The sequence below is a fragment of the Arcobacter sp. F2176 genome (assembly GCF_004116465.1).
GTDB classification, from domain to species: Bacteria; Campylobacterota; Campylobacteria; order Campylobacterales; family Arcobacteraceae; genus Arcobacter; species Arcobacter siniprincipis.
The window spans coordinates 57,267-81,522 of sequence record NZ_PDJV01000005.1; the positions used below are offsets into that span (position 1 = coordinate 57,267).

The following is a 24,256-nucleotide window of genomic DNA, read 5'->3' on the forward strand; positions in this document are numbered from 1 at the left end:
ATGCTGTTAAAACTAGAAAAAGGTTTCGATAAATTTGCTGATTTAATTGGAACTATTACTTCTATTGCTATGGTACTTATGATTTTAAATGTCTTTTATGATGTTGTCATGAGATACTTTTTTAGAGATGGAAGTATTGCAATGCAGGAGATGGAGTGGCATCTATTCTCTGTAGTTATACTTTTAGGAATGTCATATACTTTAAAAGAAGATGGACATGTAAGAGTAGACTTAATCTATGATAGATTAACTGATAGAAAAAAAGCTATGATTAATATGACTGGTGTTATTGCTTTTATATTACCAATCGCAATACTTGTAGGATTAAGTTCAATTAATAATGCCCATGAAGCATACTTGTCAATGGAGCAAAGTGGCGATCCGGGGGGATTACCTTATAGATGGATTGTTAAATCTCTAATTCCTTTATCATTCTTACTTTTAATAATAACATCAATTGGATACTTTATTAAAAATTTAAACATATATAAAGGACTTCACCCATCAGATGACTATAACCTAAAAGGTGAAATATCAAACCTAAAATGTGATTTAGAACAACATAAATTTCACACTATTGATATCGATGAAAGAGGAGATTCTAAATGATTGGTGTAATAATGTTTTTTACAGCATTATTTATGCTGTTGATTGGATTTCCCGTTGCTTTTACATTTGCTGCTGTTTCAGTATTTTTTGGAATAATAGCAGGAATAGTAGAAATAGGTTTTGATGGTAGTTTACATAGCTTGATTGAAGGTGTTCATGAAGGTATCTTGATGTTTGATTATATGCCCTTTAGAATTTTTGCAATTCAACAAAATACTATTTTGATGGCTATTCCTATGTTTATTTTTATGGGTATTGTTTTACAAAAAACTGGTCTTGCTGAAAAATTACTTGAATCTATGGGATTTTTATTTGGAGAGATTAGAGGTGGAGTTGCAATCTCTACTGTACTTGTAGGAACACTACTTGCTGCTTCTACTGGTGTTGTTGGGGCTTCTGTTGTGGCTATGGGAGTTATTTCACTTCCAGTTATGATGAAATATAAATATAATGTTCCTCTTGCTGCTGGAACAATATGTGCTTCTGGAACATTAGGACAAATTATTCCTCCTTCTTTAGTATTAATCATATTAGGTGATGTATTCCAAGTTCCTGTTGGTGATCTGTTTTCATCTGCTGTTTGGCCAGGACTTGCTCTTGTTGGGGCTTATATTCTTTTTATATTAATTGTTTCATATTTTAAAAAAGATATGGCACCAGCTATTCCAAAACATGCAGATATGGGAACAAAAAAACAACAAATAATACAGGCACTTATTGCTATTATTCCTTCACTTACTCTTATTGTTTTAGTTTTAGGTTCTATTTTTGAAGGTGTTGCAACACCAACAGAATCTGCTGCAGTTGGATGTTTAGGGGCAATCTTTCTATCTTTTATGTATAGAACTTTTACAACTGCTATGGTAAAAGAAGCCGCTTTAGAATCTGTTAAAATTACATCAATGGTATTTGCTATTTTAATTGGAGCAACAGCGTTTTCTATGGTATTTTCATATACAGGTGGAGAAGATATTGTTCATGACTTTATGTTGAACTTACCAGGTGGTGATGGAAAATGGTCATTTATAATATTTACAATGTTAGCTATATTATTTTTAGGTTTTTTTATTGATTTTATAGAAATTTCATATATAATAGTACCAATATTAATTCCTGTTTCACAAACATTAGGAATTGACCCAGTATGGTTTGCTATTTTAATAGCTATGAATTTACAAACATCATTCTTAACCCCACCATTTGGATTTGCACTCTTTTATTTAAAAGGTTGTGCCCCAGATGGAGTGAGGACAATAGATATTTATAAAGGTGTTTTACCATTTATTTTAATACAAATAGTTGTATTAGCACTAGTTGCATTCTATCCACAAATATTTGGAATGAGTATTACAAACTAACAAAGAGGGATTATGTCACAATTTTTAGAACTGTTATTAAATATAATTTTAAAGCATCGTGACATAATGCACTCATTTATTAATGACCCACAACAAAGAATATACACAGTACCCAGACTAGAGTAGATAACTCTTTTTGATTTATTAAAGTTATAAAAAATTAAAAAGGATTTCGAATGTTAGAGGGGAAATACAAAGATTTTTTAGAAAGCATTTCTAAAAATATTGAACATAATAGGATTTTTACAGATAAACTACATACTTTAGTTTATGGGACTGATGCATCATTTTATAGACTACTTCCAAAAATTGTAATAAAAGCAGACAATTCAGATGAAGTGCAAGCTATCATAAAAGAAGCGTATAAAAGAGAATTACCAATCACTTTTAGAGCAGGGGGAACATCTTTATCAGGACAAGCAATTAGTGATTCTATTTTGATAATTACATCAAGAAAATTTACTAATTTTAAATTGGCAGAAGATAAAAGTTATATAAGCTTAGAACCAGCAATTACAGGGGAACAAGCAAATAATATATTAAAAGAATTTAATAAAAAAATAGGTCCAGATCCAGCAAGTATAAATGCCGCTATGATAGGTGGAATTGCTGCAAATAATGCTTCAGGTATGTGTTGTGGAACTGCACAAAACTCATATAAAACACTAAAATCAATAAAACTTATTATGGCAGATGGAACAAGACTTGATACTGCTAGTGAAAAATCAAAAAAAGAGTTTAAAAAAGAGCATGGAAAACTTTTAAATGATTTAAAAGAATTATCAAAAATCACTAAAGATAATAAAGAGTTAAGTAAACTTATTGAAAAAAAATATAAGATAAAAAATACCTGTGGTTACTCTTTAAATGCCCTTATTGATTATGAAGATGAATTTGATATTTTGTCTCATTTAATAATTGGAAGTGAAGGTACTTTAGCCTTTATTGAAGAGGTAACTTATAACACAGTTGAAGATTATCCAAATAAAGCAAGTGCTTTAATATTTTTTGAAAATATCAAAGATGCCTGTGATGCTGTATCAAAAATAAAATTAGCAAAAGATGCTAAAAAAATAGTTGTAGATGCTGTTGAACTTATGGATAATAAGGCCTTAAAATCTGTACAAGATAAAGAGGGTATGCCAGAGTATTTAAAAGAGTTCAATAATGAAGTAACAGCTTTATTAGTGGAAACAAGAGCTAGTAAAAAAACACTCTTGACAAAACAAACAAAAGAGATAGAGACTCTTTTAAGTGAATTTACAACTGTAAGAGAGATAGAGTTTACTTCAAAAGTAGAAGAATATACACTATTTTGGAAAATAAGAAAAGGTCTTTTCCCTGCTGTGGGAGCTGTGAGAAAAATAGGAACAACAGTTATTATTGAAGATGTTGCTTATCCAATAGAATCTTTGTCAGAAGCAACATTAGAACTTCAATCTATGTTTGAAAAACATGGTTACCATGAAGCACTTATTTTTGGACATGCCTTAGATGGAAATTTTCACTTTGTATTTACACAAGATTTTAATGATGAAAAAGAGATTAAAAGATACGATGAATTTATGAATGATGTTACTAATTCGGTTGCATTAAAATACCAAGGAAGCTTAAAAGCTGAGCATGGTACAGGTAGAAATATGGCTGCATTTATAGAGTTAGAATGGGGAAAAACTGCTTTTGATTTGATGGAAAGTATTAAAAATATCTTTGATCCAAATGGTATTTTAAATCCAGGTGTAATTATAAATCATAATAAACAAGCCCATTTAAAAAACCTAAAGCCATTGCCACAAACTAATGATTTAGTTGATACTTGTATTGAGTGTGGATTCTGTGAGCCGATGTGTCCTTCAAATGCCATTACTTTTACTCCAAGACATAGAATTGTTGCAAATAGAGAAATAAGTAGACTAGAATCAATTGGTGAACAAAAAGAAGCAGATGAGTTAAAAGAAGCATATGTATATGATGGTATAGAAACTTGTGCAACATGTAGTTTATGTTCAACTGCCTGTCCAGTAGGAATTGATACAGGAGCTCTTACGAAGTATTTAAGACATGAAAGAATAACTCCAACGCAAGATAAAATTGCTACATTTATAGCAAATAACTTTTCTACTACATTAAGTGGCATGAGAGTAGGGCTAAAAGGTGCAAACCTTGTTCACAATTTAGTAGGAACTTCTTTAATGAGTGGAATGACAAGTAGCTTTAGAAAACTATTAGGAACACCAAAATGGAGTGCAACACTACCAAGTGGCTTAAGTATAAATAAAAAATTTGCAAATAAAGCAAGTGATAAAAAAGTAGTCTATTTCCCTTCTTGTTTAAGTAGAACTATGGGACAAAGTAGTTTTTCTCAAGAAGAAAAAACCTTATATGATACAACAGTTGAAGTTCTTCAAAAAGCAGGTTTTGAAATTATATTACCAAAAGAGCTTGAAGAGTTATGTTGTGGTATGCCTTTTTCATCAAAAGGATTCAAAAAACAAGCTGAACATAAATCAATACAACTTGAACAAGCTTTAATAGATGCAAGTGCTAATGGCGAATATCCAATTTTATGTGATACAAGTCCTTGTACTAAAAAAATGCATGAGAGTTTTATTAGTGATATTAAAATTTATGAACCTATTGAATTTTGTTTAGACTATGTAGTAAATGAATTGGAACTTACTAAAATAGATGAACCAATAACAATACACTCAACATGTAGTTCAAGAAAAATGGGTATACATGAAAAATTTATTGATCTTGCAAAACTATGTGCCAATGAAGTAATAGTTCCAACAGATGTTAAATGTTGTGGATTTGCGGGAGATAGGGGATTTAATTTTCCTGAACTAAATGATTCAGCCCTCAGTAAACTAAAAGAACAAACCTCAAAAGCAAAACTTGCATTTTCTACATCAAAGACTTGTGAAATAGGGTTAAGTGAGCATTCAGGACTTGACTATAATTCAATTTTATATTTAGTAAATAGATGTAGTTCTACTAAAGTTTAAAAACACAACTTTCATCAAACAAATATTTTACCAACTTTGTGGTAGAATATTTGCTTTATAAAAAAGGATTAAACGATGAAAGATAAGCAAATTAAACTTTTTGCTAAAAAAGTTCTTTTTACTTTGATGGCAACATTTACATTTTCAAATGCACAAATGATAGATGCCTTAGCTTTAACAGTAAACGATGAACCAATAACTACAAATGATATAAATGAAAAAATGGCAGAAACTAAATTGAAGAAAGCAGATGCTGTTAGTGAATTGATTGATGAAATTTTGTATAATCAAGAGCTTGAAAAACAAAATATAACAGTTGATATTTTTGAAGTTAATGATTATTTGGAAAAATTAGCTGCATCTAATGGTATGGATTTATATACATTCAAATCAATCCTTAGACAAAAGAATAAAGACTTTGATAAGTTTGAAGAAAACATAAAAAAAGAGATTATGAAGAAAAAACTTGCAGCAAAGCTAGTAAGAGGGAATATTCCAGTTGCTACAGAAGAAGATTTAAAGATTTATTATGACAATAACCAAGCAATGTTTACGACTGCATCAAAGATAAATGTAACACAATATGCTAGTAAGAATAAAAGATCTTTAATAACAATATCTCAAAACCCAATGGCAATTTTAAATGATGTTGTAAAAAAAGACTTTACTTTAGAACAAGATAAATTAAATCCACAATTAAAATTCCTTTTAAATGATACACAAGATGGTACATTTACACCAATTTTTACAGCAGATAGAACCTTTGTAATGTTTTTTGTAAAAAATAAAAGTGGAGTTACAACTCTAAAATTTGATGAAGTAAAAGAGAAAATTTTTAATGCACTAATGGGTGAAAGAGAACAAAAATTCTTAAAAGAATATTTTGAAAAATTAAAATTAACAGCTGATATAAAAGTGATAAGATAAAGGAAATAGATGTTTGAAGTAATAATAGGTCTTGAGGTACATGTACAACTGAACACAAATAGTAAACTTTTTTGTTCGTGTGCAACTAGTTTTGGAGAAGATCCAAATACAAATGTATGTCCTACTTGTTTAGGTCTTCCAGGTGCTCTTCCTGTCTTAAATAAAGAAGCAGTGCATAAAGCAATTATGCTAGGAACTGCATTAAAATCAAAAATTAACCAAAAATCTATTTTCAATAGAAAAAATTACTTCTATCCCGACTTACCATCTGGTTACCAAATATCTCAATTTGAAGTTCCAGTTGTAGGGCTTGGAGAATTAGTTATTGATTTTCCTGATGGAAGCCAAAAAACTATTGGAGTAACAAGAGCTCACCTAGAAAATGATGCGGGTAAAAGTATTCATGCAGGAAGTGAATCTCATGTGGATTTAAATAGAGCTGGAACACCTTTACTTGAAATAGTAAGTGAACCAGATATGAGAACTGCACAAGAGGCAATTTTATATCTTAAAAAACTTCACTCAATAGTAAGATACCTTGGAATTAGTGATGCTAATATGCAAGAGGGAAGCTTTAGATGTGATGTTAATGTTTCTATTAGACCAAAAGGTGATACAAATCTTTATACAAGATGTGAAATTAAAAATATGAACTCATTCAAGTTTATTGAAAAAGCAATTGCTTATGAAGTAAATAGACATATTGAAGCTTGGGAAGATGGTATTCATGATACTGAGATAGTACAAGAAACAAGACTATTTGATCCAGAAAAGGGTGAAACTAGATCTATGAGAGGTAAAGAAGATGCTGCTGATTATAGATATTTTCCAGACCCAGATTTAAGACCTGTAATTATTACAGATGAAATGATGGAAAAATATTCACAAATACCAGAACTTCCAGATGAGAAAAAAGCTAGATTTGTAAAAGAGTATGGAATCAAAGATTATGACGCAAGTGTTATTACAAGTCAACTTGAGATGGCTCACTTTTTTGAAGAGATGTTAGAAGAAGGAATTAGTGGTAAAAATGCAGTTACTTGGTTAACAGTTGAACTACAAGGAAGATTAAACGATTCACTTACAACTTCACCAGTTGATGCTAAAAAACTAGCAACAATAGTTAAAAGAATTGAAGACAATACTATCTCTGGAAAAGCAGCTAAAGAAGTACTTGATTATCTAATGGAAAATGATACAAATGTTGATAGTGTTATTGAAAAGCTAGGATTAAAACAAGTATCTGATGATGCTGCTTTACTTGCTATGATTGATGAAATTTTATCTAATAACCAAGATAAAGTTGAAGAATACAAAGCAGGAAAAGAAAAAATGTTTGCCTTCTTTGTAGGTCAAACTATGAAAGCTAGTAAAGGTACTGCAAACCCTCAAAAAGTAAGTGAACTTTTGAAACAAAGATTAGCATAAACAAAGTAGAGAATCTCTACTTTGTAAATTTTATTTAAATACCTAATAAAAAAATTATTTATCATCACTTCTTTCAATATTTAACAAAAGTTTTTCTAATAAATCATAAAAAATAGTTATCTCTTCTTCTGAGAGATTTGCTATAGTCTTTTTCCTAAATAAATTAAGTATTTCTTCTGTTTTATTTAAAACATCTTTTCCAAAAGAAGTTAAAGTAATAAACTTTATTCTTTTGTCCTCTTTCGTATATTTTCTTGTAATATAACCTTTTCTTTCTATAACATCTAAAGTCCGAGATACGGTTGTTTTATCTTTTTTAAGATATTGACTAAGTTCATTTTGAGAAACTTTATTGTTGTTATCAATAACTTCAAGAATTGCTCTTTGTTCAGGTGCAATATCAAATTCTTTTAAATCGTTTGATAAAGATTGGTTAATTTTATATGCAGTTTGTGTTACTTTGTGAGGAAGAGATACCTTTTTTATATCTTTCATTAAAACTCCTTGCATAATAGTTGCGTATACAACTTTATACTTACCTTAAATATTTTTTTTTAATCTAAAAAATAAAGCAAAAATATTTAAAAGCAATATTTAGCTATTATTTCTATATTATTTAATTTTATTGAAGGTATTTTATGAAAAGAATCGCAGTAATAGGAGCAGGAAAATGGGGGCAAGCCTTACATTTTGCTCTTAGTTTAAAACAAGAAGTTTATATAACATCAAGAACAAAAAAGGATATTAAAAACTTTGTTGATTTAAAAACTGCAATGGAATGTGAATACCTAATAATAGCTATTCCAGCCCAAGAGATAAAAAATTGGTTAAAAGAAAACTTTATTTATAAAGGACAAAAAGTACTTGTAGCATCCAAAGGGATTGAAGCATCAAGTGGAAAATTTCTTAATGAAATATATGAAAAGTTTGTACCAAACAAAAATATTGGTTTTATTTCAGGTCCTTCTTTTGCAGCAGAAGTTATAAAAGCCTTACCAGCAGCAATAGTTATAAACTCAAAATCAAAAAAATTATATGATGAATTTAGCCAATTTTTTCCAGAATATTTAAAAACTTACCACTCAAAAGATATAATTGGTGCAGAAATAGCAGGTGCTTATAAAAATGTATTAGCTATAGCAAGTGGTATTTGTGATGGCTTAAAACTTGGAAATAATGCAAGAGCCTCTTTGATTTCAAGAGGCTTAGTAGAAATGGCAAGATTTGGTAAAGAGTTTGGGGCAAAAAAATCTACTTTTTTAGGATTAAGTGGAGCAGGTGATCTATTTTTAACAGCTAGTTCTACTATGAGTAGAAACTATAGAGTAGGGCTAGGCTTAGCACAAAATAAAAAACTTGAAGAGATTTTAGAAGAGTTGGGAGAAGTAGCAGAAGGTGTTAAAACAGCAGAAGCTATATATAGACTATCCAAACAATACAATATCTATACGCCAATATCAAATGAAGTAAAAAAAATACTTGATGGCAAAGAACCAATAGATAGTTTAAAAGACTTATTAAAAAGTTAAAATGAAAATAATCCCTTTTACTCATTTAGCCTATTCAATTTTACCCCTTTTTATTGTGTGGTATTATTATAAAAAATGGACAAATGATAAATATGAAATAATCACTTCTACGATTAGAATGGTAATACAACTTCTAATAATAGGGTATTTCTTAATTTATTTGTTTAAAGAAAAAAATGATTTTGTTGGTTTATTAATCATAATTTTTATGATTACAGTATCAACTTGGATTGCTTTAAGAAATACCCAAGATAAATCACTTAATCACTACAGCAAAATATTTTTATCAATTGCAATATCTGGAATAATACATCTTATTTTAATCATAGCTTTTGTACTTGACTTACATACTCTTTATGAACCAAGATATGTAATACCAATAGCAGGAATGATATTTGCAAATACAATGAATGCACTATCTTTAGCAATTGAAAGGTATGAAAAAGAACTAAGTAGAGATGTTTCTTTTGAGAAAGCAAGAGAAGTAGCCTTTAAAGCCTGTTTAATACCCCAAATAAACTCTTTACTTGCAGTTGGACTAGTTTCCCTACCTGGAATGATGACAGGGCAAATACTCTCTGGTATTGATCCTTTGATTGCAGTTAGATATCAAATCATGATTATGACCATGGTTTTATCAAGTGCAGGAATTAGTGCCATTATATATTTCTTGCTAAAAAAAAGCTAAAGCCTAAAATTATAAATCTTTATTTTTGTGAATTTCACCCCAAAGATAGAGTTGTTTTAATATAGGTTTTAATGTTTTCCCATAATCAGTTAAAGAGTATTCCACCTTTGGAGGAACTACAGGATAAACTTCACGATGAACTATTCCATCTTCTTCTAACTCTCTTAACTTTTGTATCAACATCTTTTGTGTAGTTCTTGGAAGAAGCTTTTGTAATTCATTGAATCTTTTAGTTTCACTTCTTAAATACCATAAAATTAGTATTTTCCACTTTCCTGCTAATACATCAAGGGCAGTTTCTACTGGACATTTTTCAATATTTTCTTGAAAATCATTATCTATTTTTTTTGTCATTATTATTCCATAGTATCTTTTTAGATAGTACATTTACTTTTAGTAAGTACTTGTTCTTTTGGCTAATTTTAGCTAAAGTTTTAGAATAAGTAAATAAAGGATAATCATGAAAGCATTTATAGTAGAAAAATTTGAAGATAAAAAATTTAAATCAGGATTAAAAGAGATAGAAGTTCCACAAATAGGGGAAAATGAAGTTTTAATAAAAGCAACATACTCATCACTTAATTATAAAGATGCTCTAAGTTCTGTTGGAAATCCAGGGGTTACAAGAAACTTTCCACATGTGACAGGTATTGATGTTGCAGGTGTAGTTGAAAAATCAAACTCAGATAAATTTTCTATAGGGGAGAAAGTTTTAGTAACTGGTTATGATTTTGGTATGAATACAGATGGTGGTCATCAAGAGTTTGTTAAAGTTCCAGATTCATGGGTAGTTAAGATTCCAAAAACTATTACAGATAGAGAAATCATGACTTATGGGACAGCTGGATTGACAGCTGCTTTAAGTGTAAATGAACTGCTTAATAATGGAATAACAAAAGGAAATATTTTAGTTACGGGAGCTACAGGAGGAGTTGGAAGTATTGCAATAAGTATTTTACATAAACTTGGATTTAATACAACTGCTATTAGTGGAAAAGAGGATAAAATACCATTTTTAAAAGATTTAGGTGCAAGTGAAGTTATCTTAAGAAGTGAATTTGATGTGGAAAATAAAAGACCAATGGGAAGTGAAAAATTTGATGGAGTAATTGACACAGTTGGTGGAAATATTTTAGCAGAAGCTTTGAAAATAGTAAGATATGATGGAGTAGTTACTTGTTGTGGATTAACTTCTTCTTTTGAATTAAATACAAATGTTTTCCCATTTATTTTAAGGGGAGTTAGACTTATTGGTATTGATTCAGTTGAATGTAAAATTGAGAAAAAGATTGCTGCTTGGGAAAAAATTGCAAGTGATTTTAAAATAGAAAATCTAGCACAACTTACAAATGAAATATCATTAGATGAAATAAAAAATGCATATGATACTCTACTTGCAGGTAAAGCTTCAGGGAGATTTTTAGTAAAAATATAATATTATAGAGTCTAATTATTCCAAAATAAAGAGACTCTATGAATATAAGAAAAAAAGTAATTTATAGTTTTATAGTTTTAATCCTATTTATTCTTTCTATTAGTTCTCTTAGTTTAATAACAACATATCACATGAAAGAGAACTCTAGTTTTGCAAAGGAAGTTTCAAAATTAATCATTATCCAAGAAGATATGAATGAACTTATTAATTTAGCAACAGTAGAAAACTCCAGCAATAATTTAAATGAAATAAAAAAGAATTTCAACGCTTATGAAAAAAACTTTGAACATTTAAAAAGTGAAATTCTTAAAAAAAATGAAAAAGATTTTGTAGATAGTATTCTAAGTAATATTCGTCAAGATAAATATATTACAAACTATTTAAATAAACTATTTGTAAATGAACATACTATTGAATTAATTTTTGATGAAGTATATAATTTTCAAAAAAAACATATTTTCAATAATAATTTATTCAAAAATATCTATCCAAAAGAGAATGATACAAGAAATACATTACAAGACCTTATCTTTCAAACAAATAATCTTTCATTAATCCAAGAGTTTGGTAACTTGAAATATTATAGTAAAGAGACTCTTTACCAACACAAAGATGAAGTAAGATTCAAAAAATGGCTAAATTCTATAAATAAAATCATGCAAGAATTAAATAAAGATGAAGAAGATTTATTAAACTTATTTAATAACTACAAAGAGACAGTAAAAGAAGTTGGTACAGTAGCTATAAATATAAACCTTATAGAAAATCAAGAAAAAACATTAATACAAAAACTTATTTCTATACTAAAAGAAAATAAACAAGTCTCTATTTCTATTGAAACAAAAATAGAAGAGATTACTAGTCAATTCTTAAATAAAGTATCAACCTTAGAGTTTATTTTAGTGATGAGTATTATTTTAATTACATTTATTTTGACCTTGTATATTACTTCAAGACTTACATTAATAATCAAAAAGCTAAAAATTGGTGTACAAAAATTGAAAAATGGAGACTATAATGTAAACATAGTCATAAATGAAGATAAAGAGTTTAATGAAATAGCTAAAACATTTAATAATATGTCTAAAAATATTAAAGAGAACCAAGATACACTAGAAGAAAAGATAAAAATAAGAACAAATGAACTACAAACCGCTTTAATAAATATTCAAAATCAAAAAGATATTTTAGAAAATTTATCAAATAAACTTGCAAAATATCTCTCTCCTCAAATATTTGAATCTATTTTTAGTGGAAAACAAGATGTACAATTAGAATCAAAAAGAAAATACCTAACAGTATTCTTCTCAGACATCAAAGGATTTACTGACTTAACAGATACAATAGAAACAGAATCCTTAACTCAACTTTTAAATGAGTACTTGGATATTATGTCAAGTATTGCCATAAAACATGGAGGAACCATAGATAAGTATATAGGTGATTCTATTATGATTTTCTTTGGAGATCCACTTTCAAATGGTAAAGTGGAAGATGCAATTTCTTGTATAAATATGGCTATTGAGATGAAAGAAGAGATGGGACGATTGAGAATTAAATGGCAAAAAGATGGAATAACTAAACCCTTTCACATAAGAATGGGAATAAATAGTGGTTATTGTACAGTTGGAAATTTTGGTTCTAAAAATAGACTTGACTATACGATTATAGGAGGAGTTGTAAATTTAGCTTCAAGGCTAGAAGCAAATGCAAGACCCGATGAGATTTTGATCTCAAAAGAAACATACATGTTTATTAAAGATAGTGTAAAATGTACTAAGAAAGAAGAATTAAATGTAAAAGGAATATCTCATCCTATACAAACCTATGAAGTACTTTCAAATAGTAGTAATAGTACAATTATAGAAGAGCAAATTGGATTCAATCTGATTTTAGATTTAAATGAGATTGATAAAAGTAATGTTATTAGTACTTTAAAAAATACAATTTTAAGTATTGAGAAAAATAGTTAAAGATTTTTTAGGTAAAATAATCAAAATATATAACATATAAAAAAAAGAGTTTCATGCAACAATTTTTAGTAGAAGCAAAAAAAACAAGCAGACATATCTCTACACTTAGTGGTGAAATAAAAAACAAAGTTCTAAATCAAATGGCTGAAGCTATTATTGAACACTGCGATTATATAATTAGCCACAATGAAAAAGATATGGAAAATGCAAGAGTAAATAATCTAGATGAAGCATTAAAAGATAGACTACTTCTAACAGGTGATAGAGTAATGGCTATGGCAAAAGCTATAAAAGAAATAGCAGCACTAAAAGAACCAGTAGGAAGAACACTAGATGGTTGGGTTACAGAAGATGGTTTAAATATTCAAAAAGTTTCTATTCCAATTGGAGTTATAGGTATCATTTATGAAAGCAGACCAAATGTTACAAGTGACACAGCAGCACTTTGTTTTAAAAGTGGAAATGTTTGTGTTCTAAAAGGTGGAAAAGAAGCAGAACATTCAAATAAAGCAATAGCAACAATTTTACGAAAGGTATTAGATGACAATGCTCTTCCACAAAATGCCATTTCATTACTTCCTGATTCTTCAAGAGAAGGTGTAGCTTTTTTAATAAAACAAGATAAATATGTGGACTTAATAGTTCCAAGAGGTGGAGAAGCCTTAATAAAATATGTAAGTGAAAATGCTACTGTTCCTGTTGTAAAACATGATAAGGGAGTTTGCCATACATATATTGATAAAGATGCAAACCATGAAAAAGCAATAGCAATATCTGTAAATGCAAAATGCTCAAGACCAAGTGCATGTAATGCTTTAGAAACACTTCTAATTCATAAAGATGTAGCTGCATATATTTTGCCACCATTACATGAGGCATTTATGCAAAATGGTACAGAACTAAGAGGTTGTACGATTACAAGAAATTTTATTGATATACATAGTGCAAGTGAAAATGACTATGATACAGAATACCTAGCAAACATCTTATCTATAAAAGTTGTAAAAGATATAGATGAGGCAATAGCACATATCGCAAAACATGGTTCGGGTCACTCAGAAGCAATAATAAGTGAAAACTACAGTAGTATAAATAAGTTTTTAGATGAAGTAGATTCTGCATGTGTATATGCAAATGCAAGTACAAGATTTACAGATGGTGGAGCTTTTGGACTAGGAGCTGAAGTTGGTATTTCTACAAATAAACTTCACTCAAGAGGACCAATGGGGATAAATGATCTCACAACTTTCAAATTTAAAGTTTATGGGAACGGACAAATAAGATAGGAACGCTCCTATCTTTGTGATAAAGCTAACTTTACAGCCAATCCACCTAACACAAAAGAAGTCAAGATATTCATATACTTTACGATACTTGGTTTTTGTACTAATTTTGCACTTAAAAGATTTCCTGCGATTCCTATAGATGAAAAAACAATAATAGTCAAAGCCATAAAAACTAAACCTAAAATTATCATTTGCATAGGAACACTTCCATTTTGAGGACTAACAAATTGTGGTAAAAAAGCCAAGAAAAATATAGAAACCTTTGGATTTAAGATATTCATAAAGAAGCCTTTTAAATAGAGTTTTTTTAGCTCATTTGATGAGTTTTGCACTGATAAATCAAGGGGTTCATTTCTATACTTGAAAGCTTGAAAAGCAATATACAATAAATAAGCAGCACCTGCAAATTTTACAATATTGAAAGCTATTTCTGAAGTTTTAAAAATCACAGATATACCAAAAGCTGCTGCACTTGTATGAATAATAAGACCTGAGCATAAGCCTAAAGTGGTAACAATAGCTGCTTTTTTACTTTTTGTCATACCTTGGGTTAAAACATAGATATTATCAGGACCAGGAGCCAAACACAATAAAAATGAAGCAAATATAAACATGTAAAGATTTGTAAGTTCTATCATTAATTTCCTTTTTTAAATTATAACTACTCTTAGCTTTAACAAATACAAACACTAGCAAATGTAATATAAATACTTTTTTGATATAATCACAATAAAAAAGCGAAGAAAATGATAAATAAAAGTATTTTTAGAGAGTATGATATTAGAGGAATTGTAGGAGATGAACTAAATGAACAAAGTTCAAAACTTATAGGTTATTATTTAGGATTAGAAGCGATAAAAAGAACTAATGTACAAGAGCCAGTTATAGTAATTGGTTATGATGCAAGAACTCACTCACCTGAACTATTTAATTATTTAACATCTGGATTTAACAAAGCTGGTTGCAAAGTTTTAGGTATGGGAATGGTTGCAACAGGAGTTAATTATTTTGCTTCTTTTCAAGAGTTTGATGGGGAGAAACCAAATGCTTCCGTTATGATAACAGGTAGCCACAATCCAAGTCCTTACAACGGCTTTAAAATAACTATTAACAATGCACCATTTTTTGGTGAAGATATTTATTCTATGGGTGAAGAAATCACAAACAATGAAAATATGATTATCGAAAATGACAATACATATAAAGAAATAGATATAAAAAGTATCTATAAAAACTATATGATAGCAGAATTTGCCCACTTAAAAGGTATGAAACAAAAGCTAATTATTGATTGTGGGAATGGTGTTGCTGATACTGTTTTAACTGATATTTTAGATGCCTTAGAGCTAAATTATGATGCCCTTTATTGCGAACCAGATGGAACTTTTCCAAATCACCATCCAGACCCAAGCGAAGAAAAAAATCTAAAAGATGTAATTGAAAAGCTAAAAGGTGATTATGAGTATGGTTTTGCTTATGATGGAGATGCTGATAGAATCGCATTTTTAACAAAAAATCATAATGTAAAAGGTGACATCATGGCGCTACTTTTTGCAAAAACTATGAAAAACCCAGTAATCATTGGTGAAGTTAAATGTACTCAAATAATGTATGACAGAATCAATGAAAGTGGCACTGCTGTTATGTACAAAACAGGGCATTCTAACCTAAAAGTAAAACTAAAAGAGTTAAACGCAGATATGGCAGCAGAGGTATCTGGACATATCTTTTTCAATGATAGATATTATGGTTTTGATGATGCTATTTATGCAACATTTAGAATTTTAGAACTTATCCAAAATGGAATGGATATAGATAAAGAAATAGACTCTTTACCAAAAGTTTATTCAACCGAAGAGATAAAAGTAGAGACAACAGACGAAGAAAAATTTGATTTAATGCACCAAATCAAAAAAAATCTAATAACAGTAGGAGATGATTTTCCTAAAATCTTAGATATCATAGAAGTTGATGGAGTAAGAGTAATATTTGAACAAGGTTGGGGACTAATAAGAGCATCAAATACAACACCCGTACTTGTTACAAGATTTGAATCAACAGACCTAGAAGTTGCAAAACTTTATGAAACAAAACTAAATGAATTAATAATAAGAAGTAAAAATGAACTTAGTAACTCTTCAAACTAAACCTAGTACAAACTTTCAAGATAATTTGAATCATCTTGAAGAACTTATTTTACAAACACCAAAGGACTCTTTTATTTTAGCCCCTGAGTTATGTCTTACAGGATATGCCTATGGACGAATAATAGAAGCAGGAAAGTTTACAAGAACAGCAATAGATAAGCTAACCCAACTCTCAAAAGACAGAACTATAAGTCTTACTATGACAAATAAAGAGTGTGAAGAGTACTTCAACACTTTTTATATTTTTCATAAAGGTAAAATAATACATAAGCAGTCAAAAATAAAACTTTTTGCGATAAATGATGAAAATAAATATTTTGAAAGTGGAAGAGAAGAAGACATAAAGATATTTGAAATTGATGGTTTAAAAATAGGTGTTCTTATCTGTTTTGAACTTAGATTTTTAGACTATTGGCAAAAACTGCAAGGTGCTGATATTATCCTTGTGCCAGCTATGTGGGGTTCAAAAAGAAAAGAAAATTATGAAACTTTATGTAGAGCCCTAGCTGTTGCAAATCAATGTTTTGTAATAGCTAGTGATAGTTCTGATGACTCTTGTGCTAAAAGTTCAGCTATTATCACTCCTTTTGGAGATGTAACTATAGATGATAACAAAGAACTTATCTCTAAGAATATTGACCTAAAAGAGATAAAACTCATGAGAAAATATTTAGATGTGGGCATAAAATAATATGAAGGTTTTATTTGTATGTTTAGGAAATATATGTAGATCACCACTTGCAGAAGCTATTGCAAAAGAGTATGCCAAAAAAAATGATTATAACATAGAAGTTGATTCTTGTGGAACAGGTTCTTGGCATATAGGGGAAGCACCTTGTCCTGATTCTCAAAAAATAGCAAAAATAAAAGGTCTTGATATTTCAAATTATAAAGCCAGACAAGTAAAAAAAGAAGACTTTAAAAAGTTTGATTTAATAGTAGGGCTTGATTCTAAAAATATCGCTTCGTTAAGAAAATTAGGATGTAAAAATCCACTCTTAATAGGTGACTTTGGATATGAAGGAAAAGATGTTCCTGACCCCTATTTTTTTGATGGTTTTGAAGGTTTTGATAAAGTTTTTGAGATGATTGAGACTTGTGTTAAGAATCTTATAAAAGAAAAGATAGAAAAGTAAGCTCTATCTTTTTATAATTTCTTTTGCTTTTTCTACCCATTGTTCTTCTATAACTCTATTATCAATAGAAAAGTATTCTTCTATCCAGTCAATATTCTTTTCGCTCCACTTAGCAATTTGTTCTATATGAAAGATTCCCAAAGCATTTAGTTTATTTTCCATTTGATGGTCGATTCCTTCAATTGCTTTTAAATCATCTTTCCCTGTAGGTCTTGGGTTTCCTAAAATAAAAGGTTTATTATATATATTTCCTGGTTTTCTTAAAATTGGATTTATCTCATAAGAGACTTGTCTTTTTTTGTATCTTAGTTTTCCTATTAAGAATCCTATATACATTGCAAGTATAGCAACAGATAGTAACCAAAAAACTATTTTTGAAGCGATTATCAACATACTTATTCCTCTATTATCTTAAATTCAACTCTTCTATTCTCAGAAGAGTAACCATTTTTATTATTTGGTACTAAAGGTTGAGATTCTCCATAACCTTTAGCACTTATTCTATCTTTAGGAACACCCAGTTTTTCTAACTCTTTTTTTACACTTTTTGCTCTTTCTAAAGATATCCACTGATTAACTTCAGCTTCACCTTTAGCATCAGTGTGTCCACCTACTTCTATCTTAACATCTTTATTATTTAATAAGATCTTTGCTATTTGCTGAACAACTTTAAAACTTTCATCTGTTATATCTGTACCCAATCTTTTAAAATATATTTTATCTTTAGATACGACTTGATTTATCTCTTCTTGAGTTTTTATATTTTTATTTATTTTAGGTTCAATTATTTTTTCTTCTGTTTTTTTAGGTTGAATTTTCCGAGAAAGTTCTTCTATTTTTTTATCTTCTGGTATTATTACTTTTGGTGTATCTGAAACTTCTTTTTTTTCATCTACTAGAACATCACCATTTTCTATTTCAGGTTTTTCTAATTCATCGACTTTCTTTTGGTCTTCATTTGTATCTTCTTCAATAACAGCATCATCTTTTTGCTCTTCATTTATTATAGGTTCAACTTCTTTTTGTTTTTCTTCTACAAATTCATGTTTATTGTTATCTATTTTTTCCAAAGGAATTATTTTTTCTATATTGGAAGGAGTGTAAAAAGTATTTGTTCCAAATTTATCTTGATTTATATATAAATATACACAAGCAACCATAATTGCTATTAGAAGAAATGACAAAAAAATTATTTGTTTTAGAATACTCATGCAACTCTCTTTAGTTAAATCTATTAATTGTATCTAAAAAAATTATATTTTTCAACAAAAAATAATAATATTAATAACAAAATAAACTAATTCTTATAATAAATAATTAATTTAGTATTTAATTTAAAAAGAAATATTATTATAATTTGATAATTCTATTAAATTCTTATCAGGATCTCTTATATAAATAGACTTTATATTTCCCATTGCACCTGTTCGAGAAACTATTCCTTCTATGATTTCTATATCCTTTGATTCTAAGAACTCTTTTACTTCTTCAACCGGAGTATCCACTATAAAACACAAATCAGCACTTCCTTCTTTTACATTAAAAGCTTTTGGCTCAAACTCATGCCCTAATTCATGTAGATTTATTTTCTGATTACCATACTTTAAAGCAATTCGTGAGCCTTTGAAAACTTCTTTTTCCATGCCTAAAATTTGAGTATAAAATTTTACAGTGACATCTATATTTTTGACAGTTAGTACAAAATGGTCTAAGTGGTTTATTTTTATCATAAAAAATTATAGCAAAATAAGTTAATTTACTAGTATAAGTTATATGAAAAATTAATTTTTTTCATATAACTTTAAAATCATATTATTCCATTTTCCTTCTTTTGTATCTTGTGTTTGCCAAAGATTATTTTCTAGTTCAATAAACTTTTTACTCTCTTCTGTTCCTATGTCAGCAATAGCTTTTAAGGCCATAGCTCTATCTTGCCAAAGTTTTGCATTTCTATAAATACTTGTTAAATATAAAAATTCTTTTTCTCCACCTAATAAACCTACTACTGCAATAGATGCTAATCTCAAATATTCATCAGAATTATTATTATAAGATTTTACGAAATCAAGTGCTTTTTCATTATTTGAAAAACCTAATTCATACATATTTATATAATTTAAACTATCTTTTGTATTTATACCAGTTTCTATTTTATTTACTATCTCTGTAACTTTTTCATCACTTAATTGGTAATTGAAATACGCCTTATTAATTTTTGCTACAACTTCTTTTACCATAAGCATAATAGGTTCATTAAAACAAGGATCAATAATCTCTTCTGCTGCCCAAATTGGTACTTTCCCTCTTTTTACTACAGATGTAAATACTTTTTCTTCATTACCTATATTTGCTGTTACTTTCAACATAGAGATTGTAACAATAGGAGAAAATCCAGAACTTCTATGAGTAAATATTTCAAACTTCTTTAAAATCAGTGATTCTTTTGATTTATCATCAAAGTTAATTGGTAATTTTCTTGCTTGAAGTTCACTTTTTATTGCATTTGACATAAAAATATATGACTCAAGGCTTTTATCGTCTTTTTCCAAAAATATTGCTTTTTCAAAGATTCCCGTTACTATTTGAGGTGTTTCCCCTAGCCCATCCTTAAAACTAACATTAATATTGTCTTTTTTTTCTAAAGAAGGTACATAAACATTTTCAGATTCTGAAACAGTTTTTAATGGTACTTTTAAAGTACAAGCTTGAAAAGAAAAAATAATAGTTAAAACTATTGTAATTTGTCCCATTAATTTAAATTTATTTTTCATTATTTCTCCTGATTGTTTAATATAATTTAGTTATATTAAAATTTTATGTATATTACCATATAAACTAATAATGAAACTTAATATAACTAAAAGGTTTTAATAAAATAGAAATATTATATATCTTAATTTTAAAGGCATTTACACATATTGAATAGGTAAATAATAAGTTGCTTCAAAAAGTCTATCTTCATTTAGGAAATGATTCTTTTTAAATATTACATAGGGTGGATTTGTTGTTGTTTCAAAACCACTATTTGGAAGCCACTCTTGATAAGCCCATTGTATAAATCTTAGAATATCTCCCATCTTTCCTTTTATCTCAAAGCTTGCATATAAAGCCTCAGGAGTATAAAAGATAGGAAGACTGGTATTTGACAAGTCTACTTCACCTTTTGGAATAATCCCTGCCACATAAAAACACTCATTGTGAGGAGTAATTGTAGGATTATCATGATAGATTCCTATTTCATCATATTTTGTTATATTATTTGTATAGACCCAAGCTTGAAGTTTCTGCCAGATTTTTATGACATCTTCTTTTAAATATCCCCTTTGTCTTATATAGTAAGTTTTTAAAGCCTTTGATTTTACTATTTTGGGTTCAATATTTTCAAAATCTTTCTTTTCATACAAAAGCATTGTAGAGTTTTTTAATATGTTGGTAGAATACTCTTCACTTCCACCACTTCTCCATGCCTTTGGTGTTTGATGAAATCTCTCCTTAAAAGCACGGATAAAAGAAGTTTGAGATGAGTAGCCACACATAGAAGCTACTTGAGTTATCGTTGAATATTTATTAGTAAGAAGTAGACTTGCGGCTTTTTGTAGTCGTATTGATTTTATGGTTTCATATATATTTATGCCCATAACTTCTTTAAACAGTTTATGCAAGTGAAATTTACTAATACCAAAATTTAAAGCTAAATCATCAATATTGATATCCGTATCGATATACTCATATATATAATACATAGCATCATTTGCTATTTGTACATTTTTGTTGTAAGTACTTCTTTTTTGCATATTTATCCTTATTATTTTAATTTTAACATATAATGTATATATTTTTAACAAAAATAGATAACTTTATAACCAATATATGTAAAGAATAAAAAAGATTTAAAAGCTAAAATCCATATACAAAATTTAAAAGGAGTAGTTTAATGAAAGTAAATGATTTATTATTAGCAGTTTTAGTTGCTTTTATTTGGGGTGTAAACTTTTCAGTAATTAAACTAGGACTTATAGACCTTGATCCTTTTATTTTATCTGGTATGAGATTTTTATTGTGTGCTTTACCTTTAGTATTTTTTGTAAAAAGACCAAAAGTACACATAAAGTGGTTGATTTCCTATGGATTACTTTTTGGTGTAGGACTTTGGGGAATGGTATATGTTGGAATATATTTTGGAATATCAGCAGGTATGTCTTCTCTAATACTTCAAATGAGTGCATTTTTAACTGTGATTCTAGGAGCTATATTATTAGATGAGACTATTGATATAACAAAAAAGATAGCTTTTGCTATTTCATTATTTGGCTTATTGTTGATTATAAATGTTACAGATGGTTCTGTTACAGTACTTGGTTTGATATTTGTTTTAATAGCTGCCGTATCACTTAGTTTTACTAACATCATAATAAAAAAAGCTGGTACTAAAAATCTCTTTTCATTTATGATTTGGTCAAGCATGTTTTCGCCTATTCCACTGTTTATTTTGGCTTTTATTACCCATGGGCAAATAGTATTTACAAACTTTTTTGATAATCTTAGCAATATGGCAATTTTTTCAATAATGTTTCAAGTCTATCCCACTACACTTTTAGGTTATTGGATATGGAATACACTATTACATAAGTATCCAGTATCAAGTGTGGCACCTCTTAGTTTACTTATTCCTATATTTGGAATAGCTGGGTCATATTTTATTTTTGATGAAAAGATTGGACTTATAAAAATAGTAGCATCAGGGCTAATTATATTAGCCTTATTAATAAATACATTTGGGAAAAGAATATCCCTAAAAAAATACAAAGAAGTTTAGATGGAAGAGTTATATACAGTTACCCTATTGATATCAATCTCAGCTTTTGCCCTAACAGCAACAATAACACCAGGACCTAATAATGTCTTGCTTTTATCTTCTGGTTTAACCTTTGGATATAAAAGAACACTTCCCCATGTATTTGGGGTATTTTTAGGCTTTGCATTGATGGTACTACTTGTGGGTTTAGGTATTGGAATTGTTTTTGAAGAATTTCCAATAGTACTTAAAATACTAAAAATAGTAGGAATACTTTATCTTTTTTGGATGGCATATAAAATAGGAAGTAGCAAAGGACATATGAAAATAAAAGAGAAACATAAACCTTTTACTTTCATACAAGCAGCACTTTTCCAATGGGTTAACCCAAAAGGGTGGATTATGTCTATGACGGCTATGTCTATTTTTGTAACTTCAAAAGATAATAGTATAAGTCAAGTAGTTATCATAGCTTTTATATTTTTATTAGCTGGTGCTATAGCTTGTAATGCTTGGGCTATAGGTGGTGTTGCTTTAAAAAGATTTATAAAAGATGATAGCCATGTGAGAAAATTCAATCTAATCATGGCGATACTTTTAGTTTTATCAGTTCTTCCTGTAATAATTGAGCATTAGTAATAAGGATTATGCCTCCTTACTAATCTCAAACTCCTGCACCTCTTTTAGCGTTTGCATCCAAGGTAAAGTAAACAAATGAGTTTCAAGCTCTGCTCTTATATTATCGGGGATTTTTACAGCCTCTTTTGTCTCAAAATTATAATGAATCAATACAGCCTTTCCTGTGGTACACAAGTTACCTTCTTGATAAACTGCATGACTCATCTCTAAAGATGAATTTCCTATTTTTATAATAGCTGTTTTAATAACAACTGGTTTACCCCAAAATACCTCTTTTAGAAAATCAAAAGAACTATGTGCCATAACTAGATTCCATCTTTTTATATCTACTTTTGGCATAAAAATATGAAAAATCGGATCACGAGCTGATTCAAACCATACTCCATAAGTGTTATTGTTTATGTGCCCTAAAGCATCTGTTTCTAAAAATCTTGGTCTTATTAGTTCTGTGAACATTTTGTACCTCTTATATTTGATAAATTTTAGTGAGATATTTTAACTAAAGGGGTTTAGGGTTTGTTTAATTTTAAACTTTATTTTTATAAGCATAACTTGAGGTCGCAAAATGTGACCTCAAGTTATTAAAATCTATCTTGAAGAACAAGTTCTTCGCTTTCTCACTTTTTGGTGGCAAAAAGTAAGACAAAAAGCCACCAGCCGAATTGTCAAAGGGAAGCATAGAAATTTATGACCAATGTCATAAATTATCTATGTGCGTCCTTCCCTCGCTTATTATTTCTCTTTTCTGCCCTGCAAAACTCGCTAAAATGACCATTTAGGTCATTTCTTTACGCTCAAACAGTTTCGGGCGTTTTCCGAAAAGAGAAATAAACACTCGGCTTTGACAAAGGCTGGGATTTCTTTGGTGTTTTAACTTTTATTATCTTTCTTTATTAGATTGAGATAATACTGCTCCCGCCAATTTTTTAGTTCTTTGATTATATTTTGGACTCTTCAATACTTTTGAAGCAATAGTTTCCATTTTACTACTAGTTTGATTTCCAGTGTGATATTGGGAAACTGTACTTCCACCTAATGACTTAGCAATTTTTGACGAACTTTTATCGCTCATAACTTTTGCACCTAAAGATGCTATATTTTTACTTGTTTGTTTGGAGTTATAACTCATAATTTTGCCTTTTAAATTATTATTGGCATGTTTACATTGCTGCAACAGTTTAATTTCTAAAAAATATTTGTAGTTTTTATCTTTAATATGGCATTATTATGGTCTCAATATAAACTTGCACTTAAAGATAATTTTTCAAAGATTTTTTTTGAGTGCTATTTTTTCTTAA

Annotated in this window: 25 protein-coding genes; 15 read left to right on the forward strand and 10 right to left on the reverse strand. The window is 28.8% G+C overall.

The window, feature by feature from the left end:
- The 5 genes from CRU95_RS06250 (at position 1) to gatB (ending at position 7,330) form a co-directional block, all read left to right on the forward strand.
- Positions 1 to 609 carry a TRAP transporter small permease subunit gene (locus CRU95_RS06250; RefSeq protein ID WP_129100286.1) on the forward strand — a complete coding sequence of 203 codons (609 nt, stop codon included), beginning with the start codon at positions 1 to 3 and terminating at the stop codon, positions 607 to 609.
- Positions 606 to 1,967 (forward strand): TRAP transporter large permease subunit, encoded by a 1,362-nt coding sequence (locus CRU95_RS06255; protein ID WP_129100287.1) that lies wholly within the window; start codon positions 606 to 608, stop codon positions 1,965 to 1,967. Before CRU95_RS06250 ends, CRU95_RS06255 begins: the two co-directional genes overlap by 4 nt.
- A 176-nt stretch (positions 1,968 to 2,143) precedes the next feature.
- Positions 2,144 to 4,975: an FAD-binding and (Fe-S)-binding domain-containing protein gene (locus CRU95_RS06260; RefSeq protein WP_129100288.1), complete on the forward strand. Its 2,832-nt coding sequence runs from the start codon at positions 2,144 to 2,146 to the stop codon at positions 4,973 to 4,975.
- Positions 4,976 to 5,050: 75 nt separating this feature from the next.
- Positions 5,051 to 5,902 (forward strand): peptidylprolyl isomerase, encoded by an 852-nt coding sequence (locus CRU95_RS06265; RefSeq protein ID WP_129100289.1) that lies wholly within the window; start codon positions 5,051 to 5,053, stop codon positions 5,900 to 5,902.
- A gap of 9 nt (positions 5,903 to 5,911) precedes the next feature.
- Positions 5,912 to 7,330, forward strand: coding sequence for an Asp-tRNA(Asn)/Glu-tRNA(Gln) amidotransferase subunit GatB (gene gatB, locus CRU95_RS06270; RefSeq protein WP_129100290.1), 1,419 nt, complete (start codon positions 5,912 to 5,914; stop codon positions 7,328 to 7,330).
- Between the two features lie 54 nt (positions 7,331 to 7,384).
- On the opposite strand, the gene CRU95_RS06275 is transcribed toward gatB, so the two are convergent.
- Entirely contained in the window at positions 7,385 to 7,825 is a 441-nt protein-coding gene (locus tag CRU95_RS06275; RefSeq protein ID WP_164969741.1) for a MarR family winged helix-turn-helix transcriptional regulator, read from the reverse strand.
- A 143-nt stretch (positions 7,826 to 7,968) separates the two neighbouring features.
- On the opposite strand from CRU95_RS06275, the gene CRU95_RS06280 reads away from it, so the two are divergent.
- Both CRU95_RS06280 and CRU95_RS06285 read left to right on the forward strand, forming a co-directional pair.
- Positions 7,969 to 8,859: an NAD(P)H-dependent glycerol-3-phosphate dehydrogenase gene (locus tag CRU95_RS06280; protein ID WP_129100292.1), complete on the forward strand. Its 891-nt coding sequence runs from the start codon at positions 7,969 to 7,971 to the stop codon at positions 8,857 to 8,859.
- Position 8,860: 1 nt separating this feature from the next.
- Positions 8,861 to 9,547 (forward strand): ABC transporter permease, encoded by a 687-nt coding sequence (locus CRU95_RS06285; protein ID WP_129100293.1) that lies wholly within the window; start codon positions 8,861 to 8,863, stop codon positions 9,545 to 9,547.
- Positions 9,548 to 9,556: 9 nt separating this feature from the next.
- On the opposite strand, the gene CRU95_RS06290 is transcribed toward CRU95_RS06285, so the two are convergent.
- Positions 9,557 to 9,901, reverse strand: a complete 345-nt coding sequence (locus CRU95_RS06290) for a helix-turn-helix domain-containing protein (RefSeq protein WP_129100294.1) — start codon at positions 9,899 to 9,901, stop codon at positions 9,557 to 9,559.
- A 106-nt stretch (positions 9,902 to 10,007) separates the two neighbouring features.
- Between CRU95_RS06290 and CRU95_RS06295 the strand changes: the two genes are divergently transcribed.
- From CRU95_RS06295 to CRU95_RS06305, 3 genes are read left to right on the forward strand one after another with little or no spacing between them, the layout of a single operon-like run.
- The gene (locus CRU95_RS06295) at positions 10,008 to 10,982 is read left to right on the forward strand and encodes a YhdH/YhfP family quinone oxidoreductase (protein ID WP_129100295.1); all 975 of its coding nucleotides are present in this window, start codon (positions 10,008 to 10,010) and stop codon (positions 10,980 to 10,982) included.
- A 38-nt stretch (positions 10,983 to 11,020) separates the two neighbouring features.
- A complete protein-coding gene (locus tag CRU95_RS06300; protein ID WP_129100296.1) occupies positions 11,021 to 12,955 on the forward strand; it encodes an adenylate/guanylate cyclase domain-containing protein in 1,935 nt (644 codons plus the stop codon).
- Between the two features lie 53 nt (positions 12,956 to 13,008).
- Complete coding sequence (locus tag CRU95_RS06305; RefSeq protein WP_129100297.1) at positions 13,009 to 14,241, forward strand: glutamate-5-semialdehyde dehydrogenase; 1,233 nt, start codon at positions 13,009 to 13,011, stop codon at positions 14,239 to 14,241.
- A gap of 8 nt (positions 14,242 to 14,249) precedes the next feature.
- On the opposite strand, the gene CRU95_RS06310 is transcribed toward CRU95_RS06305, so the two are convergent.
- On the reverse strand, positions 14,250 to 14,879 hold the full coding sequence (locus CRU95_RS06310) for a LysE family translocator (RefSeq protein WP_129100298.1): 630 nt from the start codon (positions 14,877 to 14,879) through the stop codon (positions 14,250 to 14,252).
- 108 nt (positions 14,880 to 14,987) lie between these two features.
- Here CRU95_RS06310 and CRU95_RS06315 point away from each other — a divergent pair, with 108 nt between their 5' ends.
- The 3 genes from CRU95_RS06315 to CRU95_RS06325 are packed head-to-tail and all read left to right on the forward strand — an operon-like array spanning position 14,988 to position 17,524.
- Positions 14,988 to 16,388 (forward strand): phosphomannomutase/phosphoglucomutase, encoded by a 1,401-nt coding sequence (locus CRU95_RS06315; RefSeq protein WP_129100299.1) that lies wholly within the window; start codon positions 14,988 to 14,990, stop codon positions 16,386 to 16,388.
- A complete protein-coding gene (locus CRU95_RS06320; protein ID WP_129100300.1) occupies positions 16,363 to 17,079 on the forward strand; it encodes a carbon-nitrogen hydrolase family protein in 717 nt (238 codons plus the stop codon). Before CRU95_RS06315 ends, CRU95_RS06320 begins: the two co-directional genes overlap by 26 nt.
- A 1-nt stretch (position 17,080) precedes the next feature.
- Positions 17,081 to 17,524 carry a low molecular weight protein-tyrosine-phosphatase gene (locus CRU95_RS06325; RefSeq protein ID WP_129100301.1) on the forward strand — a complete coding sequence of 148 codons (444 nt, stop codon included), beginning with the start codon at positions 17,081 to 17,083 and terminating at the stop codon, positions 17,522 to 17,524.
- Between the two features lie 3 nt (positions 17,525 to 17,527).
- Here CRU95_RS06325 and CRU95_RS06330 read toward each other — a convergent pair whose 3' ends face one another.
- The 5 genes from CRU95_RS06330 to CRU95_RS06350 form a co-directional block, all read right to left on the reverse strand.
- A complete protein-coding gene (locus CRU95_RS06330; RefSeq protein ID WP_129100302.1) occupies positions 17,528 to 17,917 on the reverse strand; it encodes a hypothetical protein in 390 nt (129 codons plus the stop codon).
- A 2-nt stretch (positions 17,918 to 17,919) separates the two neighbouring features.
- Positions 17,920 to 18,735, reverse strand: a complete 816-nt coding sequence (locus tag CRU95_RS06335) for an OmpA family protein (RefSeq protein ID WP_129100303.1) — start codon at positions 18,733 to 18,735, stop codon at positions 17,920 to 17,922.
- A gap of 123 nt (positions 18,736 to 18,858) precedes the next feature.
- The gene (locus CRU95_RS06340; RefSeq protein WP_129100304.1) at positions 18,859 to 19,254 is read right to left on the reverse strand and encodes a VOC family protein; all 396 of its coding nucleotides are present in this window, start codon (positions 19,252 to 19,254) and stop codon (positions 18,859 to 18,861) included.
- A 51-nt stretch (positions 19,255 to 19,305) separates the two neighbouring features.
- Entirely contained in the window at positions 19,306 to 20,295 is a 990-nt protein-coding gene (locus CRU95_RS06345; protein WP_129100305.1) for a hypothetical protein, read from the reverse strand.
- A gap of 138 nt (positions 20,296 to 20,433) precedes the next feature.
- Entirely contained in the window at positions 20,434 to 21,318 is an 885-nt protein-coding gene (locus CRU95_RS06350) for a GyrI-like domain-containing protein (RefSeq protein WP_129100306.1), read from the reverse strand.
- A gap of 140 nt (positions 21,319 to 21,458) precedes the next feature.
- Between CRU95_RS06350 and CRU95_RS06355 the strand changes: the two genes are divergently transcribed.
- Complete coding sequence (locus CRU95_RS06355) at positions 21,459 to 22,340, forward strand: EamA family transporter (protein ID WP_129100307.1); 882 nt, start codon at positions 21,459 to 21,461, stop codon at positions 22,338 to 22,340.
- On the forward strand, positions 22,341 to 22,955 hold the full coding sequence (locus CRU95_RS06360) for a LysE family translocator (protein ID WP_129100308.1): 615 nt from the start codon (positions 22,341 to 22,343) through the stop codon (positions 22,953 to 22,955).
- Between the two features lie 9 nt (positions 22,956 to 22,964).
- Here the strand turns inward: CRU95_RS06360 and CRU95_RS06365 are convergent, their stop codons facing one another.
- Together CRU95_RS06365 and CRU95_RS06370 are read right to left on the reverse strand one after the other, a co-directional pair.
- Positions 22,965 to 23,414 (reverse strand): thioesterase family protein, encoded by a 450-nt coding sequence (locus CRU95_RS06365; RefSeq protein ID WP_129100309.1) that lies wholly within the window; start codon positions 23,412 to 23,414, stop codon positions 22,965 to 22,967.
- A gap of 424 nt (positions 23,415 to 23,838) precedes the next feature.
- Entirely contained in the window at positions 23,839 to 24,087 is a 249-nt protein-coding gene (locus tag CRU95_RS06370; RefSeq protein WP_129100310.1) for a hypothetical protein, read from the reverse strand.
- Positions 24,088 to 24,256 lie beyond the last annotated feature (169 nt).

What these genes read in the sequence shown, in the direction of transcription:
- CRU95_RS06365 (WP_129100309.1), bottom strand. Translation starts at nt 23,414, where the DNA reads ATGTTCACAGAACTAATAAGACCAAGATTTTTAGAAACAGATGCTTTA.
- CRU95_RS06315 (WP_129100299.1), top strand. Translation starts at nt 14,988, where the DNA reads ATGATAAATAAAAGTATTTTTAGAGAGTATGATATTAGAGGAATTGTA.
- CRU95_RS06295 (WP_129100295.1), top strand. Translation starts at nt 10,008, where the DNA reads ATGAAAGCATTTATAGTAGAAAAATTTGAAGATAAAAAATTTAAATCA.
- CRU95_RS06350 (WP_129100306.1), bottom strand. Translation starts at nt 21,318, where the DNA reads ATGCAAAAAAGAAGTACTTACAACAAAAATGTACAAATAGCAAATGAT.
- CRU95_RS06250 (WP_129100286.1), top strand. Translation starts at nt 1, where the DNA reads ATGCTGTTAAAACTAGAAAAAGGTTTCGATAAATTTGCTGATTTAATT.
- CRU95_RS06310 (WP_129100298.1), bottom strand. Translation starts at nt 14,879, where the DNA reads ATGATAGAACTTACAAATCTTTACATGTTTATATTTGCTTCATTTTTA.
- CRU95_RS06320 (WP_129100300.1), top strand. Translation starts at nt 16,363, where the DNA reads ATGAACTTAGTAACTCTTCAAACTAAACCTAGTACAAACTTTCAAGAT.
- CRU95_RS06360 (WP_129100308.1), top strand. Translation starts at nt 22,341, where the DNA reads ATGGAAGAGTTATATACAGTTACCCTATTGATATCAATCTCAGCTTTT.
- CRU95_RS06275 (WP_164969741.1), bottom strand. Translation starts at nt 7,825, where the DNA reads ATGAAAGATATAAAAAAGGTATCTCTTCCTCACAAAGTAACACAAACT.
- CRU95_RS06260 (WP_129100288.1), top strand. Translation starts at nt 2,144, where the DNA reads ATGTTAGAGGGGAAATACAAAGATTTTTTAGAAAGCATTTCTAAAAAT.
- CRU95_RS06325 (WP_129100301.1), top strand. Translation starts at nt 17,081, where the DNA reads ATGAAGGTTTTATTTGTATGTTTAGGAAATATATGTAGATCACCACTT.
- CRU95_RS06255 (WP_129100287.1), top strand. Translation starts at nt 606, where the DNA reads ATGATTGGTGTAATAATGTTTTTTACAGCATTATTTATGCTGTTGATT.
- CRU95_RS06285 (WP_129100293.1), top strand. Translation starts at nt 8,861, where the DNA reads ATGAAAATAATCCCTTTTACTCATTTAGCCTATTCAATTTTACCCCTT.
- CRU95_RS06345 (WP_129100305.1), bottom strand. Translation starts at nt 20,295, where the DNA reads ATGAAAAATAAATTTAAATTAATGGGACAAATTACAATAGTTTTAACT.
- CRU95_RS06290 (WP_129100294.1), bottom strand. Translation starts at nt 9,901, where the DNA reads ATGACAAAAAAAATAGATAATGATTTTCAAGAAAATATTGAAAAATGT.
- CRU95_RS06370 (WP_129100310.1), bottom strand. Translation starts at nt 24,087, where the DNA reads ATGAGTTATAACTCCAAACAAACAAGTAAAAATATAGCATCTTTAGGT.
- CRU95_RS06330 (WP_129100302.1), bottom strand. Translation starts at nt 17,917, where the DNA reads ATGTTGATAATCGCTTCAAAAATAGTTTTTTGGTTACTATCTGTTGCT.
- CRU95_RS06355 (WP_129100307.1), top strand. Translation starts at nt 21,459, where the DNA reads ATGAAAGTAAATGATTTATTATTAGCAGTTTTAGTTGCTTTTATTTGG.
- CRU95_RS06340 (WP_129100304.1), bottom strand. Translation starts at nt 19,254, where the DNA reads ATGATAAAAATAAACCACTTAGACCATTTTGTACTAACTGTCAAAAAT.
- CRU95_RS06280 (WP_129100292.1), top strand. Translation starts at nt 7,969, where the DNA reads ATGAAAAGAATCGCAGTAATAGGAGCAGGAAAATGGGGGCAAGCCTTA.
- CRU95_RS06265 (WP_129100289.1), top strand. Translation starts at nt 5,051, where the DNA reads ATGAAAGATAAGCAAATTAAACTTTTTGCTAAAAAAGTTCTTTTTACT.
- CRU95_RS06305 (WP_129100297.1), top strand. Translation starts at nt 13,009, where the DNA reads ATGCAACAATTTTTAGTAGAAGCAAAAAAAACAAGCAGACATATCTCT.
- gatB (WP_129100290.1), top strand. Translation starts at nt 5,912, where the DNA reads ATGTTTGAAGTAATAATAGGTCTTGAGGTACATGTACAACTGAACACA.
- CRU95_RS06300 (WP_129100296.1), top strand. Translation starts at nt 11,021, where the DNA reads ATGAATATAAGAAAAAAAGTAATTTATAGTTTTATAGTTTTAATCCTA.
- CRU95_RS06335 (WP_129100303.1), bottom strand. Translation starts at nt 18,735, where the DNA reads ATGAGTATTCTAAAACAAATAATTTTTTTGTCATTTCTTCTAATAGCA.